We start from the raw sequence: 14,764 nt of genomic DNA, 5'->3' as shown, positions 1-14,764 counted from the left end.
AGTGACCTTAACGGCCGCCTGTGACACTCAGTCCAGTGGCCAGTGCGAACCGATCCCGGCCAGGCGTTTCTCCTCGCGGCGCTGGGCCCTGCGGCGCAGGAACCGGCGGATCCGGGAGGCCAGGAAGACCAGTATCACCATGCCGAGCAGCAGCAGTGCCGCGGCGGTGACCGCGGCCGCGAGCGGATGGAATATCGCGAACGTGACGATTCCTGCGACGCCCAGGTCCTCGGCCGTGCTCACCGCGATATTGCTGAACGGCTCGGGCGAGGTGTTGACCGCCATTCTGGTGCCGGCCTTCACCAGATGGCTCATCAGCGCGGTGGAACCGCCGACGGCCCCGGCCGCGAGCTCCGGCAGCGAACCGCTCCCGCCGGCCAGCAGCGCCGCCACGACGGCACCGGCGACCGGCCTGATGACGGTGTGCGCCGAGTCCCAGACCGAGTCCACGTACGGGATCTTGTCCGCCACCACCTCGCACAGGAAGAGCACACCGGACACGACGAGGACATCGGTGCGCTGCAGCGATGCGGGCACCTCGTCGGTGATCCCGGTCGCGCCGAAGACACCGAGCAGCAGGACCACCGCATAGGCGTTGATCCCGCTCGCCCAGCCACTTGTGAACACCAGAGGGAGTACGGACACGGACGCGATCGTAACCAGAGGGCGATCGGCCCGGAGCGGGCTTCGGCGCGCAGCCCTGAGTATCCGTACCTAGGCAACGAGATGAGTAGGTGTGCGGATGGGCTCCCACCTGCGCGGACGGGAGACTGGAGCCCACGGAGAGGGGCGCGGCACCGGCACCGCCGACACGGGGCGGCGGAACGGACGCGGCACTCCTTCCGGAGCGGGGGCACGACGGAGAGCCCGGGGACCACGGGGGAAAACGGGGGTCACGGGGGAAGGTTCTCCGGCTGCACAGCAGACGCCGGTCCGGCGCAGGCTCGGGGGGATCGAGCCTCGCCGGACCGGCGTCTTTGTGTGTCGGTGCGGGCGGCCGCGGCGGGGGTGACCCGACAGCGGGGGCCGGCCCCGCCTCAGGGCCGGTCCCCTCGGGGGTCAGCGCCCGCTGACGCGCCCGTGCAGCAGCAGCGACAGCGCCGAGTGCACATCGTCGATCGACCGCTCCGGCTGGAACGCCTGCCAGTCCAGGGCCGCCACCAGCACCATGCCGACCAGGGCGGCAGCCGTCAGCTGGATGTCGATCTCCTCGCTGAGCTCACCGTTCTTCACGCCCTCGCGCAGCACCTCCTCGACCACGGCGACGGCCTCCTGACGCACCACCAGGAGGGTCGACTGCCAGGCCCGGTTGGTGCGCCACAGCTCCGCGACGTACAGCTGGGTGAAGGCCGGATAGCGGTCGATGAAGACCAGACCGGCCCTGATCATCGCGTCCAGGGCCTCGACCCGGGTGCCGCCGCGCCCCTCGGTCTCCTCCGCCGCCGAGCGCAGAGATGCCGTGAGCAGCCCGACGCCGTGGCGCAGCAGCTCCTCGAAGAGCTCGGTCTTGCTCTTGAAGTTGTAGTAGACCGTGCCCTTGGCGACCCCGGCGCGCTCGGCGATCTCGTCCACCGTGGTCGCCGAGAAGCCCTTCTCGGCGATGAGGGTCACCGCCGCCTCGTAGAGCTTCTGCCGGGTGGCCTGGCGGCGCGTGGTGCTACTGCTTTCCATGCCTCTGATTCTCACAGGTCCGGGCGCGCTCACAGGCTCAGCTCCGGGTGAAGGCGGTCCAGGGTCCACACCTGCTTGCGGCGTGCGGAGACCGCCGTCAGTGCGAGTGCCCCCGCCGTGAAGGCCAGCAGCACCGCGCAGCCCTGCCAGACGGGACCGAGCCCGCCGCCCGTGATCAGCCGGCGCAGCCCCTCGACGACGTAACTCATCGGCAGGTAGGGGTGGATCGCGTTGAAGAATCCGGGGCTGGTCTCGACGGGATACGTACCCCCGGCCGAGGTCAGCTGGAGCATCAGCACCGCCAGCACGAGGATGCGTCCCGCAGCCCCGAACCGGGCGTTGAGCCACTGCACGATCGCTGCGAAGCAGCAGGTGACCAGGGCCAGGAAGCCGATCGTTCCGGCGGCACGGGTCATCTGCAGACCGAGCCCCCAGTGCAGTACGGACATCAGGGCGGCCACCTGCAGCAGACCGAGCGCGGCCACCGGCAGCCAGCCCGCGAAGGCGATCCGCCAGGCGGAGGCCCCGGCGGCGAGTGCGCGCCGGTTGAGCGGCTGGATCAGCATGTACGCCACCATCGCGCCGACCCAGAGGGAGAGCGGGATGAAGTAAGGGGCGAAGCCGGTGCCGTAGTTGGGGGCCGCGTGCAGCGACTTGGAGGCCAGTTGCACCGGGTCGGCCATGACTTCCGTACGCGCGTCGCGGTCCTTCTTGCCGTAGTCGGGGATCTCGCCGACGCCGTCGTTGAGTCCCTGGGCGAGGGTGGCCGAACCGTCGCCGAGCCGGATCAGCCCGCCGTCCAGGTCGTTGGCGCCCTTCTTGAGATTGCTGACGCCGGTGTCCAGGTCGGTGGAGCCGGTCTTGGCCGTGGCCAGGCCGGTGTGCAGTTCGTCCGCTCCCTTGGCGACCTTGTGGGCGCCGGTGTTGAGCGCGTTGACCTTCTTCACGGCGGACTTGAGGTCCTCGTCCAGGTGCGGCGCGCTCTCGGCCAGGTCAGTGGCCTGCTGCTGCAGCGTGGTCAGCTGGGCGCGCAGCTTCTTCAGATCGCCGTTCTGGTTCGTGACCAGCACATTCACATCGTCGGCGACCTTCGCGACATCGGCCGCCGCGGTCTTCGCGCGCTTCAGCGGCGGGCAGACGGTGGGGTCGGCGAGCGGCTGCTCCGTGCACGTGGTGCGGTAGACCTCGGCCAAGTCGTCGGAGGCCGTGTGGGCGGCGGTGGCCGCGGTGGGCGCCGACTTCACCAGCAGGTCGAGGTTGTCCCGTACGGTCTGCGAGGAGTCGGCGACCAGCCGGGCGGTGTCGCCGATCGACTTGCCGTTGTCCTTCAGGAACGGGCGGACATCGGCTGCCACCCCGTTGACCTTGTCGGCGAGCAGCTGGGTGCCGTCGGCGACCTGCCGCGAGCCGGTTTCGAGGTCGCCCGCGCCCTTGTTCAGCTTGACGATCCCACCGGCCAGACTGCTGCTGCCGGCCTTGGCGTCCTTCAGCCCGTCCGCCAGATCCTGCGATCCCTTCTTCGCCTTTCCGATGCCGCCCTTGAGGTCGTCGGCACCCTTGGCGGCCTTCGCCGTCGCGTCGTGGAGGTCGGAGAAGTTGATGAAGATCTGGTCGAGGAAGCTGCGCGAGGCGTTGGTCGACGCGGCGGTGCGCACCTCGGAGAACACCGTCCGGGAGATCTGCCCGACGATGTAGTTGTTGGCGTCGTTGGTCCGCACCTGGAGCGTGCCGGTCTCGGGGGAGTCACCCGAACTGGACGCGATCTGCTTGCTGAAGTCCGACGGCATGGTGAGCGAGAGGTAGTACGTACCGTCCTCCACGCCCTTGTGTGCTTCGGCCGAACTCACCTCGTGCCACTCGAAGGTCTTGGAGTCGAGGAGCTCGCCGGTGATCTCGTCGCCGACCGCGAGGTGCTTTCCGGCGACGGTGGTGCCCTTGTCGTCGTTGACCAGCGCGACCGGGATCTTGTCGAGGCGGCTGTACGGGTCCCAGAAGGAGCACAGGTACAGGGCGCCGTAGAGCAGCGGCAGCAGCAGGAGCGCGATCAGTGCGGCGACCGGCAGCTTTCCCCTGCCGAAACGCTTCAGCTCAAGCGCGGCCAGTCTCGGCGAACGCATCGGCCGGTCCCTCCTCGGTCGTGGTTTCCTCGGCTGCGGTGTCCTGCGCGTCCGCCGGTGCGGCCTTGGTGTCGGTACGTACGGTGATGGCGCCCTCGGGTGCCTGGCTGCACACGGCGAGCACGGTCGTCCCGCTGCCGGCGATGGACTCCAACAGCTCCCAGGCCTGGGCCCGTTCGGCGTCGGAGAGCTTGAGATCGGTGTCGTCCACCGCGAGCAGCCGGGGCCGGCCGATCAGCGCGAGGGCGATGGACAGCCGCAGCGCCTCCAGCCGTTCCAGATCCCGTACGGAGGTCCGCTCGGCCTTGGGCAGGGCTGCGGGGTCGAGTCCGGCGGCGTCCAGCGCCGCGTCGATCCGTTCCTGCGCGGCGGCGATGCGCTCGGCGCGCGGACGCAGCAGAGCGCGCAGCGAACCGTCGAAGCGGCGCTGCAGCAGGGCCCGCTCCCGCAGGTGCTCGGCGACGGTGAAGGCCGGGTCGAGCTCGCTGACCCCGGGCACCGGGCCCAGTGCGCTGATGCGGCGTACGGCGGCCATCTGACGCGGCAGGCGCAGTCCGCCGATCTCCGCCTGGCCCTCGGTGGGGCGCATCCGGCCGGTGAGGGCGAGCAGCAGGCAGGTGCGGCCGGAGCCGGACGGGCCCTCGATCGCCACGAGTGAGCCGGGCCCGGCCTTGATGCCTACACCCCGGAAGGCCCAGCCGCGTGGTCCCTTGAGCCCGAAATCCTCGGCGGTGACAGCTGCCCCGTGCGGGCTGTCCACAGACCCTCCCCATTTTGAACTGACTGGTCAGTCTAAAAAGTATCCCGAACTCGCGATCGAAGCAAAAGGGCAGGTCAGGGGGTAGGCGGGCCCGATTGTCAGTGGTGCCCGTCACGATGGATACACACGGCCACGGAGCCGTTACACGAGACAGGAGGTTTCGTCATGGCCCACTCGTCCGCAGCAGCCGCACCCCGGCGCCGCGCAGACGGCCCTGCCCCCTCACTGACCGGTCCGGCAGACGATGTCCATCCCGTTGCGCGCCGCACCACGGCGCCGCCCGCCGCCCTCGAGCTGCTCGCCCAGGCCCGCACCGGCCTCGACGAGGCCGCCGTTCTCGATGTTCCGAACGAGCGGTATGCCACCGCCCACCTCGCCGCGCTGCGCACCGCTGCCGCCATGCTCGCCGTACGGGGCCGCCCCGAGACCTCCCGGAGGCGCCGGCAGCGGATCCGCAGCGCCTGGGAGGTTCTCCCGGAAATAGCCCCCGAGCTGACCGAATGGAGCGCACTGTTCGCCTCCGGCGCCCGTCGCAGGGCCCGCGCGGAAGCCGGTATACCGGGCGCGGCCAGTCGGCGCGACGCCGACGATCTGCTGCGTGACGCGGCGATGTTCCTGAGCCTGGTCGAGCGGCTGCTCGCGCTTCAGCCGGTGCTCCCACAGGCCCGGAGGGAGCGGCCCGACGCATGATGACGGCGACGGGGGCGCGAGGCAATAGGGTGGATAGCACCTGTACCACCTGCACTGTTCACGCTCCGCCGTCAGCGGCGGCACCGTGCCGAGGAGTCATCTGCCGTGTCGGACCAGCTGCGCCCCCGCGCCTCCCTCCGTACCGCCGTGGTCTGGGAGGTCCTGAAGGACGCCCTCGACCGCCAGGTCAAGGCGACCGGCAGGGACGCCCTGGATGTCCTGGACACCGGCGGCGGCACCGGCAACTTCGCGGTGCCGGTCGCCCGTCTCGGCCACCGGGTCACCGTCGTCGACCCCAGCCCCAACGCGCTCTTCGCCCTGGAGCGCCGAGCCGCCGAGGCCGGGGTCGCCGACCGGGTCCGCGGGGTCCAGGGCGACATCCACGGCCTGTTCGAGGTGGTGGAGCGTGATGGTTACGACGCGGTGCTGTGCCACGGGGTCCTGGAGTACGTGGACGATCCCGCAGAGGGTGTGCGCAACGCGGTCGAGGCGCTCCGTCCGTCCGGTGCGCTCAGCCTGCTCGCCGCCGGGCTCGGTGGCGCGGTCCTGGCCCGGGCGCTCGCCGGTCACTTCACCGAGGCGCGGCAGGCGCTCAGCGACCCGGCGGGCCGCTGGGGCGACGGGGACCCGGTGCCCCGGCGCTACACCGCGGAACAACTCACCGAGCTGGTCTCCGCGGCGGACGTCGAGGTCGGCGCGGTCCACGGCGTACGGGTCTTCGCCGACCTCGTACCGGGCGCCCTGGTGGACGCCGAGCCCGGTGCCATGGAGGCCCTGCTCAAGCTGGAGGCGGCCGCGGCCGAACTGCCCGCCTTCCACTCGGTCGCGACGCAACTGCACGTTCTGGGCACGAAGCGCGCCTGAGTGCGCGGCCGCCGACCGGTGGTAGCTCAGCTGTAGCGCGGCTGATCAGGGACGCAGCCGCAGATGGAGTACGCCCCAGGACCCCCGATCGGGGGCTTCGCCACGTATGATCGGGGGACACCATCCGGCATGACGGATCGGAGGTTGGGGAATCAACGCCTCAGCAGCTGAGCCGTCATGGCGGCCCGGACTGGCTGATTGGCAAAGAGGGCGGGTTTCACGGGGGCGAATCCCTGCCTATCCTGGAAGGGCCGCATACCGGCCGCCCCCCGCGGCCGACGACGAGGAGGACTCCGTGCCGCTCTCGGAGCACGAGCAGCGAATGCTCGAGCAAATGGAGCGAGCGCTGTACGCCGAAGATCCCAAGTTCGCGACAGCGCTCGAGGGAAGCGGGCTGCGTGCGTACACCCGGCGACGGGTCTACCAGGCGGTCGTAGGCTTCCTGGTGGGTATCGCGCTCCTCATGGCCGGAATGGTCGCCCAGCAGATCTGGATCAGCGTGGTGGGGTTTCTCGTCATGCTCGGCTGCGCGGTCCTTGCGGTCACAGGTTGGCGCAAAGCGCCCAAGCCGGGCGAGCGACAGGCAGCCGGAGGCGGCGGCGAGCGCCGTCAGCCCAGGCAACGCCGGACCGTGATGAATCGGATCGAGCAGCGGTGGCAGCGTCGCCGTGACGAGCAGGGCCAATAGGGCCTCGGACAATCTCGGGTGAGGGGCGGCCGCATTTCTGCGGTCGCCCCTCACGTGTGCCGGGGTCGGCCTTCGGCCCGCCGCTGCCCTCAAATGCCGGGCAGGCCCGAAAATCGAGCCTGCCCGGCGCTTGAGGGCGAACTTCATCCGGGGCAGTGCGAGGAAGCACCAAACCTGTCCGGCCATTCAGGGCAAGGGACTGTCAGGGGCGGGCCCCAGGAAGCTTCAAGCCCGTCCGCTGCCGGAGCGAAAGGCTGCCGGGCGGGCCCGGGGCCTACCGGCCCGTCCGGCGATTGAGGACAGCGGCGGGTCGCAGGCCAGGCCCCGTCACCCCTGCTGGCGGGAAGGCCGTCGCAGCCAACCAGCCCACCGGTCCCGGCCCCACCGCGCCGCCCACCCGCCGGTGAACGCCGCCCAGCGATCCGAGGCCGCCCAGATCACCCGAACGGCCGAGCGTGGTGCCACGGCTGCGCGGATCCGGGCGAACCGCCCGGCCGATGCCCGCAGTCCGGCCCGCACCGTCTCCACGTCCTCGGCGAGCCCGGTACCCGACCGGGGCTCCGGGGCGTAGAGCACCTGCTCCACCGCCCCCGCCACCCGATGCACCGCGGCGGCCTCGTCGGGGCCGAGCTGACCCAGCCACACCACCCGGGCCGCCGCCTTGCGCGGGGTCCGGGAGTCATCCGGCTCGATGCCGTGGTCCCACGCCGTGTCGATGATCTCCCGCCAGGCCGCCAGCGTTCTGGCCGTTGCATCAGCCGGCGTACGCCCGGCGGAGAAACTCAGCCGGCGCCTGCGCGCCCGAACCCGCCAGAGCATTGGCAGCAACGGCAGCGCCAGGATCACGAGGGCGGCCAGGACCAGACCGAGGACGGTGCCTGTCGGCGTCCCGGAATCCGTCGGAGCCGCTACCCCCGGCGCCACCGAGCTGCCGCACTCGCCCTGCTTGCGCATCTGGGCCGGGCAGCTGTCCGAGACGGACGGCGCGACCGTCGGAGCGGCCGAGGCGCCCTTCTCGGGCTGGGCCGGGTCGGACGTGCCGTCGGCGGGGGCGTCCGGCTGGGTGTAGGACGGGGCGGTGCCCCGCGTCGGGGTCGGTTCGAAACGGGTCCACCCGATGCCCTCGAAATACAGCTCGGGCCAGGCATGAGCATCGCGCAGTCCCACCGACACCGAACCGTTCGGCTGCGCAGTGCCGGGAGTGAAGCCCACCGCGACCCGGGCCGGGATGCCCAGCGTCCGCGCCATCGCGGCCATCGTGAACGAGAAGTGGACGCAGAAGCCCCGCTTGTCCTTCAGGAACCGGCCGATCGCCGCGCTCCCGGTGCCCGAGTTCACCGAGGTGTCGTAGGTGAAGCCGCCTTCCGAGGCGAAGAAGCTCTGCAGCTTCACCGCCCGCTCGTAGTTGTTGGCGGCGCCCTTCGTCACCCTGTCCGCGGTCTGCCCGACCACCTTCGGCAGGGAGTCGGGAACGCTGGTGTACTCGCGCTGCAGAGCGGCCGGCGCGGTGCCGGCCGCGGCGAGCTGGTCGGCGGTCGGCTGGACCACCAGACTGGAGACCTGGTACTGCGCACCGCGGGTCGTCTCCCCGCGGTCACCGACGAGCGTCCGTCCCATCGGCTCGTACCGCCAGCGCCCGCCGATCCTGACCTCGGTCGCGGGGTAGGGGAGCGGCAGATACGTCTGCTGGTAGGAACGGGACGCGGAGATGTTCGACGTGATCTCCGTGGCAAGGACGTCCGGGCCGAGGCCCTCCGGGATCGGGAGCCGCTTAGGTACATCTTTCAGACGGCGCGTGGAGGGTCGCCACTCGCTTCCGTTGAACTGATCCAGGGCCAGGATCCGCAGATAGAAGCCCTGCGGGTCACCGGAATTGGTGCGGTAGGACATCACCTCCCGGTTCTCCGGCTGGTTCAGATTGTTCTGCAGCGAGACCAGGGGGTTGACCGCGGAGATGGTGCCTCCGCCGTTCCCCTTGCCGTTCGTGCCGCCCGTACCGGCCAGCAGACCGCTGTCGAGCGCGGGCAGCGCCGCCGGTACGACCAGTGAGATCCCCAGCGCAAGCGCACCGATGCGGCGTCCGGTGCGGACCGGGGCCGTCGGGCGGCTGTCGGAGAACGCCGCACCGACCGCCGGACCGCCAGGGGGGCTGGTCGCGCCGCTGAAGACCCGCCCCCACTGGGAGAGCCGGTCCCGGCCCTCGGCCAGCAGAAGCAGCAGATAGCCACCGGCCGCGAGCAGGAACCAGAGCCAGTCCGCTCCGCCCTCGGAAAGTCCCGCGGCCACCGAGTACAGCGCGAGGAGCGGCAGACCGGCCGGGGCCGCGCTGCGGAACGTCACAGCGAGGGCGTCCACGGCCAGGCCGACCAGCAGCACACCGCCGATCAGTATCAGCCGGATGCCGTCCGTCACGGGCGCCGGAGCGGCGTACCTCCCGACATCCTCGGCGCCCGACGTCAGCAGATCCGCGAACCGCTGGACGGCCTCCGGACCCGGCAGGACACCGGCCAACGCCTGAGTCCTGGCGAACACCACCGTCAGCAGAACCAGCGTGACCAGTGTCTGCGCCGTGACGATCAGCATCCGGGGCATGGGCACCCGGCGGGCGAGCACGCCCATACCGCTCTGGACCGCCAGCAGAAACGCGGCCTGCAGGATCCACCCGGCGGGCTCGACCAACGGCAACATCGAGCCCGCGGCCATCAGCGTCGCCGCGAAAGCGCACAGCGTCAGCCGACCACGACCGCTCATGACCATCCCCCGGAGAAACCTGTCGTGCCACCTGTGGTGCCGCTGACGGCAGCGGACTGCGTCGTCAGGCCCTGGTGTCCCGCCTGCTGCCAATACCGGGCAAGACCGGTCCCCGGCGCCACCGCCACCGCCGTCCAGCCCGATTCACGCAGCAGCCGCATCCGCCGTTCGAACGCCGTGTCCGCCCCCGCGGGCGCGGCGGCGCCCTGCGCCCAGGCCGTGCTGTCCAGTACGAACGCGACGGCGCCGCCACTGCGCTGCCGCATCCGGGCCGCCACCGCCGCCTGATCCTCGTCCAGATCACCGAAGAACGCGATCAGCAGCCCTTCGTTGCCGCCGCGCAGCACGTCGTACGCACGTGACAGACCGCCCCCGTCGGAGTGATCGACCACCGCCAGGGTGTCCATCATCAGCCCCGCGGAGTCGGCGGACTCCTGTGTCGATCCGGCGAAGCCTCCTTCGCCCTCGCCCGGAACCGCGTTCCCGTCGTCGGTCAGCAGCCGGACAGCGAAGCCGCGCTCCAGCATGTGCACCAGCGCGGACGCCGCACCGGACACCGCCCACTCGAAGGCGGAGTCGGGCCCCGTCCCCTGATAGGCGATCCGCCGGGTGTCCAGCAGCACCGTGCACCTGGCCCGCTGCGGCTGCTCCTCGCGGCGCACCATCAGCTCGCCGTAGCGTGCGGTGGAGCGCCAGTGGACCCGGCGCAGATCGTCGCCGTGCCGGTAGCCGCGCGGAATCACGTCGTCGTCACCGGCCAGCGCGAGCGAACGCTGACGTCCCTCGCCGTACCCGGAGGCCTCGCCCACCAGCCGTACCGGCGGCAGCGGCTCGGTCCGCGGAATGACGACGAGGGTGTCGTACGCGCTGAACGAACGGGTCAGCTCGCACATCCCGAACGGATCGCTCAGCCGCAGCTGCAGCGGACCCAGCGGATAGCGCCCGCGCAGATCCGACCGCACCCGGTAGGAGACCTCGCGACGGCCGCCCGCCTCCACCCGGTCCAGCACGAACCGGGGCCGAGGCCCCAGTACATAGGGCACCCGGTCCTGCAGCATCAGCAGCCCGGTCGGCAGCCGCGACACGTTCTCCATCCGCAGATGGACCCGCGCCTCCGTGCCCGCGGGCACCCGGGACGGCGAGAGCCGCCGGGTGCCCGCCACCCGGTAACGGGTGCGGACGAGCACCACGACACAGACAAGTGGCAGCGCGGCGAGCAGCAGCCCGACCCGCAGCAGATCCGCCTGTCCCAGCACATAAGCGCAGATCGCCGCGGCGATACCGGCTGCGAGGAAGGACCGCCCGCGCGTGGTCAGCCCGCTCAGAGCGGCCCGCAGACCGCCCTTGTCGTCGCCGTCGTCCATCGCGGTCGGCCCCCCGGAGGTCATCACACCCGCCGTACGCCGGGCTGCTGCCGGCTGTACACCGGACGGCCCGGCTGGTGCTGGGGCTGCACCTGGGCGACGCCGCCGCCGGCGGTGGGTACCGGTGTCTGCTGCAGGATCTCCAGCACGACCTGCTCGGCGGTACGACGGTTCAGCTGGGCCTGTGCCGTCGGCAGCAGCCGGTGCGCGAGCACCGCGACCGCCAGTGCCTGCACATCGTCCGGCAGGCAGTAGTCCCGGCCACTCAGCGCCGCGGAGGCCTTCGCCGCGCGCAGCAGATGCAGGGTGGCTCGCGGCGAGGCGCCGAGCCGGAGATCGGGATGGCTGCGGGTGGCCCCGACGAGCTCCACCGCGTACCGCCGCACGGCGTCGGCCACATGGACCGTCCGTACCGCGTCGATCAGCTTCACGATGTCGTGCGCGTGCGCCACCGGCTGCAGATCGTCGAGCGGCGAGGTCCCGCCGTGCACATCGAGCATCTGCAGCTCGGCGTCCGCACTCGGATAGCCGATCGACACCCGGGCCATGAACCGGTCGCGCTGGGCTTCGGGCAGCGGATAGGTGCCCTCCATCTCCACCGGGTTCTGGGTGGCCACCACCATGAACGGGTCGGGCAGCTCGTACGTGTGCCCGTCGATGGTGACCTGGCGCTCCTCCATCGACTCCAGCAGTGCCGACTGGGTCTTCGGCGAGGCCCGGTTGATCTCGTCGCCGATCACGATCTGGGCGAAGATCGCGCCCGGTTTGAACTCGAAGTCGCGCCGCTGCTGGTCGAAGATGGACACACCGGTGATGTCCGAAGGCAGCAGGTCCGGTGTGAACTGAATGCGCCGCACCGAGCAGTCGATGGACCGCGCCAGCGCCTTGGCCAGCATCGTCTTCCCGACCCCGGGGACATCCTCGATGAGGAGATGCCCCTCCGCCAGCAGCACGGTCAGCGAAAGCCGTACGACCTCAGGCTTGCCCTCGATCACGCTCTCCACCGACCTGCGCACCCGCTCCGCAGTCGTGGTCAGATCTGTGAGGCTCGCTCGATCGTCATAGGTCGTCACCCGGCCCTCCTCGGCCCTGTCCCATGCTCACCAGGAGCAGGGGGTACCCCATTCACGGGCCGACGCGCATGCAGCGGTCCGGCCCACCCCGAAACACGGACACCCCTCCGGAAACGTCCGGCGGGATGCCACATGCGCATTCTTGTTGCCGTTACCGCTTCGTGTCACTCGCCTGTGGACAAGTGGGGGCGATATGTCGGGGTCGGTGGGGTTATCGGTTCCCGACGAACACCTGTCCGGGCGGTCAGGAGACGGGAAGGATCTCGCGCAGCAAGCCGCTGGTCACATCGAAGACGAAGCCGCGGACGTCGTCGGTGTGCAGCAGGAACGGCGAGGTACGCACGCGCTGCATCGACTGCCGTACGTCCTGGTCGGCGTCCTTGTATGCCTCGACCGCCCAGACCGGACGCTGACCGACCTCCGCCTCCAGCTCCTGGCGGAATTCCTCGGTGATCGATTCCAGGCCGCAATTCGTGTGATGAATGAGTATGACGCTGCGAGTGCCGAGAGCCCGCTGGCTGATGGTCAGCGAACGGATCACGTCATCGGTGACCACGCCGCCCGCGTTGCGGATGGTGTGGCAGTCGCCGAGCGACAGACCGAGTGCGTCGTGCAGGTCGAGCCGGGCGTCCATGCAGGCGACCACGGCGACGCGAAGCACCGGCTTGGCATCCATGCCCGGGTCGTTGAATTCGGCGGCGTACCGGACGTTCGCCTCGACGAGGTGGTCGGTGACCGTGCCCCCGGTGCGGGCCTGGTCGGCAGCGGGCACGGAAGGCTCGACGGGGGAGTGCGCGGAAGTCGACATGGATATGACGTTAGCTCTCGCTCCTGGCCCCGTCGTGCTGTGGGAAGGGACAAAGAACGTCAACGAGGCTTGTTGTGAGGTAACCCACAAGCCTCACAGCTGTTCATTCGGCCGAGTGAACGGCGGGCAGGGCGACGCGCTGCCCGGTTGATTGATCGGGAATCGATCGAATGGCAGGGTGGACTAAAGTGACGGGAAGTTACCGACACCCTGCACATTCCGTAGATTTCCCCCGTGTGTGCGGCGTGTACGGTCCGGCCCTCTCCCGCTCGCCGGTCGACCGACGCCCCTTCCCCGGCGCCGGCCGACCTCCCCTTCTGAGCGGGCGGGGACCAGGCCGTACGCGCAGCCACACGGGACCTGAGCCTGAGAGGGCGCATGAGCCAGACCCGACACGTCCCGGTGATGCTCCAGCGGTGCCTGGACCTGTTGGCACCGGCTCTGGAGGCGCCCGGCCCGCCGCAGCCCGTGGTGGTCGACTGCACTCTCGGCCTCGGCGGACACAGCGAGGCGCTGCTCTCCGCCTTCCCCTCCGCACGGTTGATCGCGCTGGACCGTGACAAGGAGGCGCTGCGGCTCTCCGGCGAGCGGCTCGCCCCGTACGGAGACCGGGCCACCCTGGTGCACGCGGTCTACGACGAACTGCCCGAGGTGCTCGCCAGACTCGGCATCCCCAAAGTCCAGGGCGTCCTGTTCGACCTCGGTGTCTCCTCCATGCAGCTGGACGAGGCCGATCGCGGATTCGCGTACGCCCAGGACGCCCCGCTCGACATGCGCATGGACCAGACGACCGGCATCAGCGCGGCAGAGGTCCTCAACACGTACCCGCCGGGCGAACTGGTACGGATCCTGCGGGCGTACGGCGAGGAGAAGCAGGCCAAGCGGATCGTCTCCGCGATCGTGCGCGAGCGAGAGAAGGAACCGTTCAGCAACAGCGCCCGGCTGGTCGAGCTGATCCGTGACTCACTGCCGCAGGCTGCCAAGCGCACCGGCGGCAACCCCGCCAAACGGACCTTCCAGGCGTTGCGCATCGAGGTCAACGGCGAGCTCACCGTCCTGGAGCGGGCCATTCCGGCCGCCGTGCAGAGCCTCGCGGTCGGCGGCCGTATCGCCGTCCTCTCGTACCACTCGCTCGAGGACCGGCTGGTCAAGCAGGTCTTCGCGGCGGGCGCCGCCACCACGGCGCCGCCCGGACTGCCGGTCGTACCCGAGCGCTATCAGCCCCGGCTGAAGCTGCTGACCCGCGGCGCGGAGCTGCCCACGGAGGAGGAGGTCGCCGAGAACCGGCGCGCCGCCCCCGCCAGGCTGCGCGGCGCCCAGCGGATCCGCGAGGAGGAACGATGAGCGTCCGGCGTCCGGGAACCCGGACACCGGCGACACCCGGGGCGGCGTGGTGAGCAAACCGGCCGGGCAGTTGAAAGGGCGGGCGGCGCGGCTCGCCCGGCTGATGCCGTCCGGGTCCAGCAACGCGGCCCGTACCCCCTTCGTCCTGCTGGTCGTGCTGCTCCTCGGCGGCGGGCTCATCACGCTTCTGGTCCTCAACTCGGCCCTCAACGAAGGATCGTTCAGGCTGAGCGAGCTGAAGAAACGGACCACCGAGCTCACGGACGAGCAGCAGGCCCTCCAGCGCGACGTCGACAGCTACTCCGAGCCGGACGCCCTGGAGCGGCGCGCCCGCAAGCTGGGCATGGTGCCCGGCGGCAGCCCCGCCTTTCTCGATCCGAACGGTGAGGTCCGCGGCGTAGCCGCCGAGGCCAGCGCCGAGCCGACCCCCGCAACGCCGCCGCAGAAGCCGAGAACCCCCCAGGCGCCCCCCGCGACCGCACCGTCCGCCGCCTCGGCCCCGGCCGCCGGCTCGCCCTCTCCCTCGATGCCGGCCACCCCTTCGGGTGCCGCCGTGAAGCCCAGCACCTCCGCGGCCCCGCCCGCCGGGCCGCGTGCCCCGGCAAACCAGCCCTCGACGAGCCCCGGCAGGTGA

13 protein-coding genes are annotated in these 14,764 nt (G+C 70.8%); 5 read left to right on the top strand and 8 right to left on the bottom strand.

Annotation, left to right across the window (positions count from 1 at the left end):
* Nucleotides 1–27: 27 nt before the first annotated feature.
* From ACZ7IB_RS25075 to ACZ7IB_RS25060, 4 genes are all read right to left on the bottom strand, one after another.
* Complete coding sequence (locus tag ACZ7IB_RS25075) at nt 28–645, bottom strand: DUF4126 domain-containing protein (protein ID WP_470915851.1); 618 nt, start codon at nt 643–645, stop codon at nt 28–30.
* 414 nt (nt 646–1,059) lie between these two features.
* Nucleotides 1,060–1,671 (bottom strand): TetR/AcrR family transcriptional regulator, encoded by a 612-nt coding sequence (locus tag ACZ7IB_RS25070; RefSeq protein ID WP_405688586.1) that lies wholly within the window; start codon nt 1,669–1,671, stop codon nt 1,060–1,062.
* Nucleotides 1,672–1,700: 29 nt separating this feature from the next.
* Nucleotides 1,701–3,788 (bottom strand): YhgE/Pip family protein, encoded by a 2,088-nt coding sequence (locus tag ACZ7IB_RS25065; protein WP_470915849.1) that lies wholly within the window; start codon nt 3,786–3,788, stop codon nt 1,701–1,703.
* Entirely contained in the window at nt 3,760–4,548 is a 789-nt protein-coding gene (locus tag ACZ7IB_RS25060) for an ATP-binding cassette domain-containing protein (protein WP_470915847.1), read from the bottom strand. The genes ACZ7IB_RS25065 and ACZ7IB_RS25060 overlap by 29 nt, the downstream gene beginning before the upstream one ends.
* Before the next feature lie 165 nt (nt 4,549–4,713).
* Here ACZ7IB_RS25060 and ACZ7IB_RS25055 point away from each other — a divergent pair, with 165 nt between their 5' ends.
* The 3 genes from ACZ7IB_RS25055 to ACZ7IB_RS25045 all read left to right on the top strand — a co-directional run bounded on the left by ACZ7IB_RS25055 (nt 4,714) and on the right by ACZ7IB_RS25045 (nt 6,790).
* Nucleotides 4,714–5,238 carry an SAV_6107 family HEPN domain-containing protein gene (locus tag ACZ7IB_RS25055; RefSeq protein ID WP_470915845.1) on the top strand — a complete coding sequence of 175 codons (525 nt, stop codon included), beginning with the start codon at nt 4,714–4,716 and terminating at the stop codon, nt 5,236–5,238.
* A 105-nt stretch (nt 5,239–5,343) separates the two neighbouring features.
* A complete protein-coding gene (locus tag ACZ7IB_RS25050) occupies nt 5,344–6,102 on the top strand; it encodes a class I SAM-dependent methyltransferase (protein WP_470915843.1) in 759 nt (252 codons plus the stop codon).
* A 295-nt stretch (nt 6,103–6,397) separates the two neighbouring features.
* Entirely contained in the window at nt 6,398–6,790 is a 393-nt protein-coding gene (locus ACZ7IB_RS25045) for a DUF3040 domain-containing protein (RefSeq protein WP_470915842.1), read from the top strand.
* A 327-nt stretch (nt 6,791–7,117) separates the two neighbouring features.
* On the opposite strand, the gene ACZ7IB_RS25040 is transcribed toward ACZ7IB_RS25045, so the two are convergent.
* The 4 genes from ACZ7IB_RS25040 to ACZ7IB_RS25025 all read right to left on the bottom strand — a co-directional run bounded on the left by ACZ7IB_RS25040 (nt 7,118) and on the right by ACZ7IB_RS25025 (nt 12,786).
* A complete protein-coding gene (locus ACZ7IB_RS25040; RefSeq protein WP_470915840.1) occupies nt 7,118–9,541 on the bottom strand; it encodes a transglutaminase TgpA family protein in 2,424 nt (807 codons plus the stop codon).
* A complete protein-coding gene (locus ACZ7IB_RS25035) occupies nt 9,538–10,929 on the bottom strand; it encodes a DUF58 domain-containing protein (protein WP_470915838.1) in 1,392 nt (463 codons plus the stop codon). The genes ACZ7IB_RS25040 and ACZ7IB_RS25035 overlap by 4 nt, the downstream gene beginning before the upstream one ends.
* Entirely contained in the window at nt 10,929–11,978 is a 1,050-nt protein-coding gene (locus ACZ7IB_RS25030; RefSeq protein WP_470915837.1) for an AAA family ATPase, read from the bottom strand. The genes ACZ7IB_RS25035 and ACZ7IB_RS25030 overlap by 1 nt, the downstream gene beginning before the upstream one ends.
* Nucleotides 11,979–12,222: 244 nt before the next feature.
* The gene (locus tag ACZ7IB_RS25025; protein WP_470915836.1) at nt 12,223–12,786 is read right to left on the bottom strand and encodes a beta-class carbonic anhydrase; all 564 of its coding nucleotides are present in this window, start codon (nt 12,784–12,786) and stop codon (nt 12,223–12,225) included.
* A 378-nt stretch (nt 12,787–13,164) separates the two neighbouring features.
* On the opposite strand from ACZ7IB_RS25025, the gene rsmH reads away from it, so the two are divergent.
* Together rsmH and ftsL are read left to right on the top strand one after the other, a co-directional pair.
* Nucleotides 13,165–14,130, top strand: coding sequence for a 16S rRNA (cytosine(1402)-N(4))-methyltransferase RsmH (gene rsmH, locus ACZ7IB_RS25020; RefSeq protein WP_470915834.1), 966 nt, complete (start codon nt 13,165–13,167; stop codon nt 14,128–14,130).
* A gap of 49 nt (nt 14,131–14,179) precedes the next feature.
* Nucleotides 14,180–14,764: a cell division protein FtsL gene (ftsL, locus tag ACZ7IB_RS25015; protein WP_470915996.1), complete on the top strand. Its 585-nt coding sequence runs from the start codon at nt 14,180–14,182 to the stop codon at nt 14,762–14,764.

The sequence above is a fragment of the Streptomyces sp. NPDC037301 genome, from assembly GCF_055602785.1.
The sequence above is the reverse complement of the archived record's forward strand: the minus strand, read 5'-3'. Positions and strand labels throughout refer to the sequence as shown.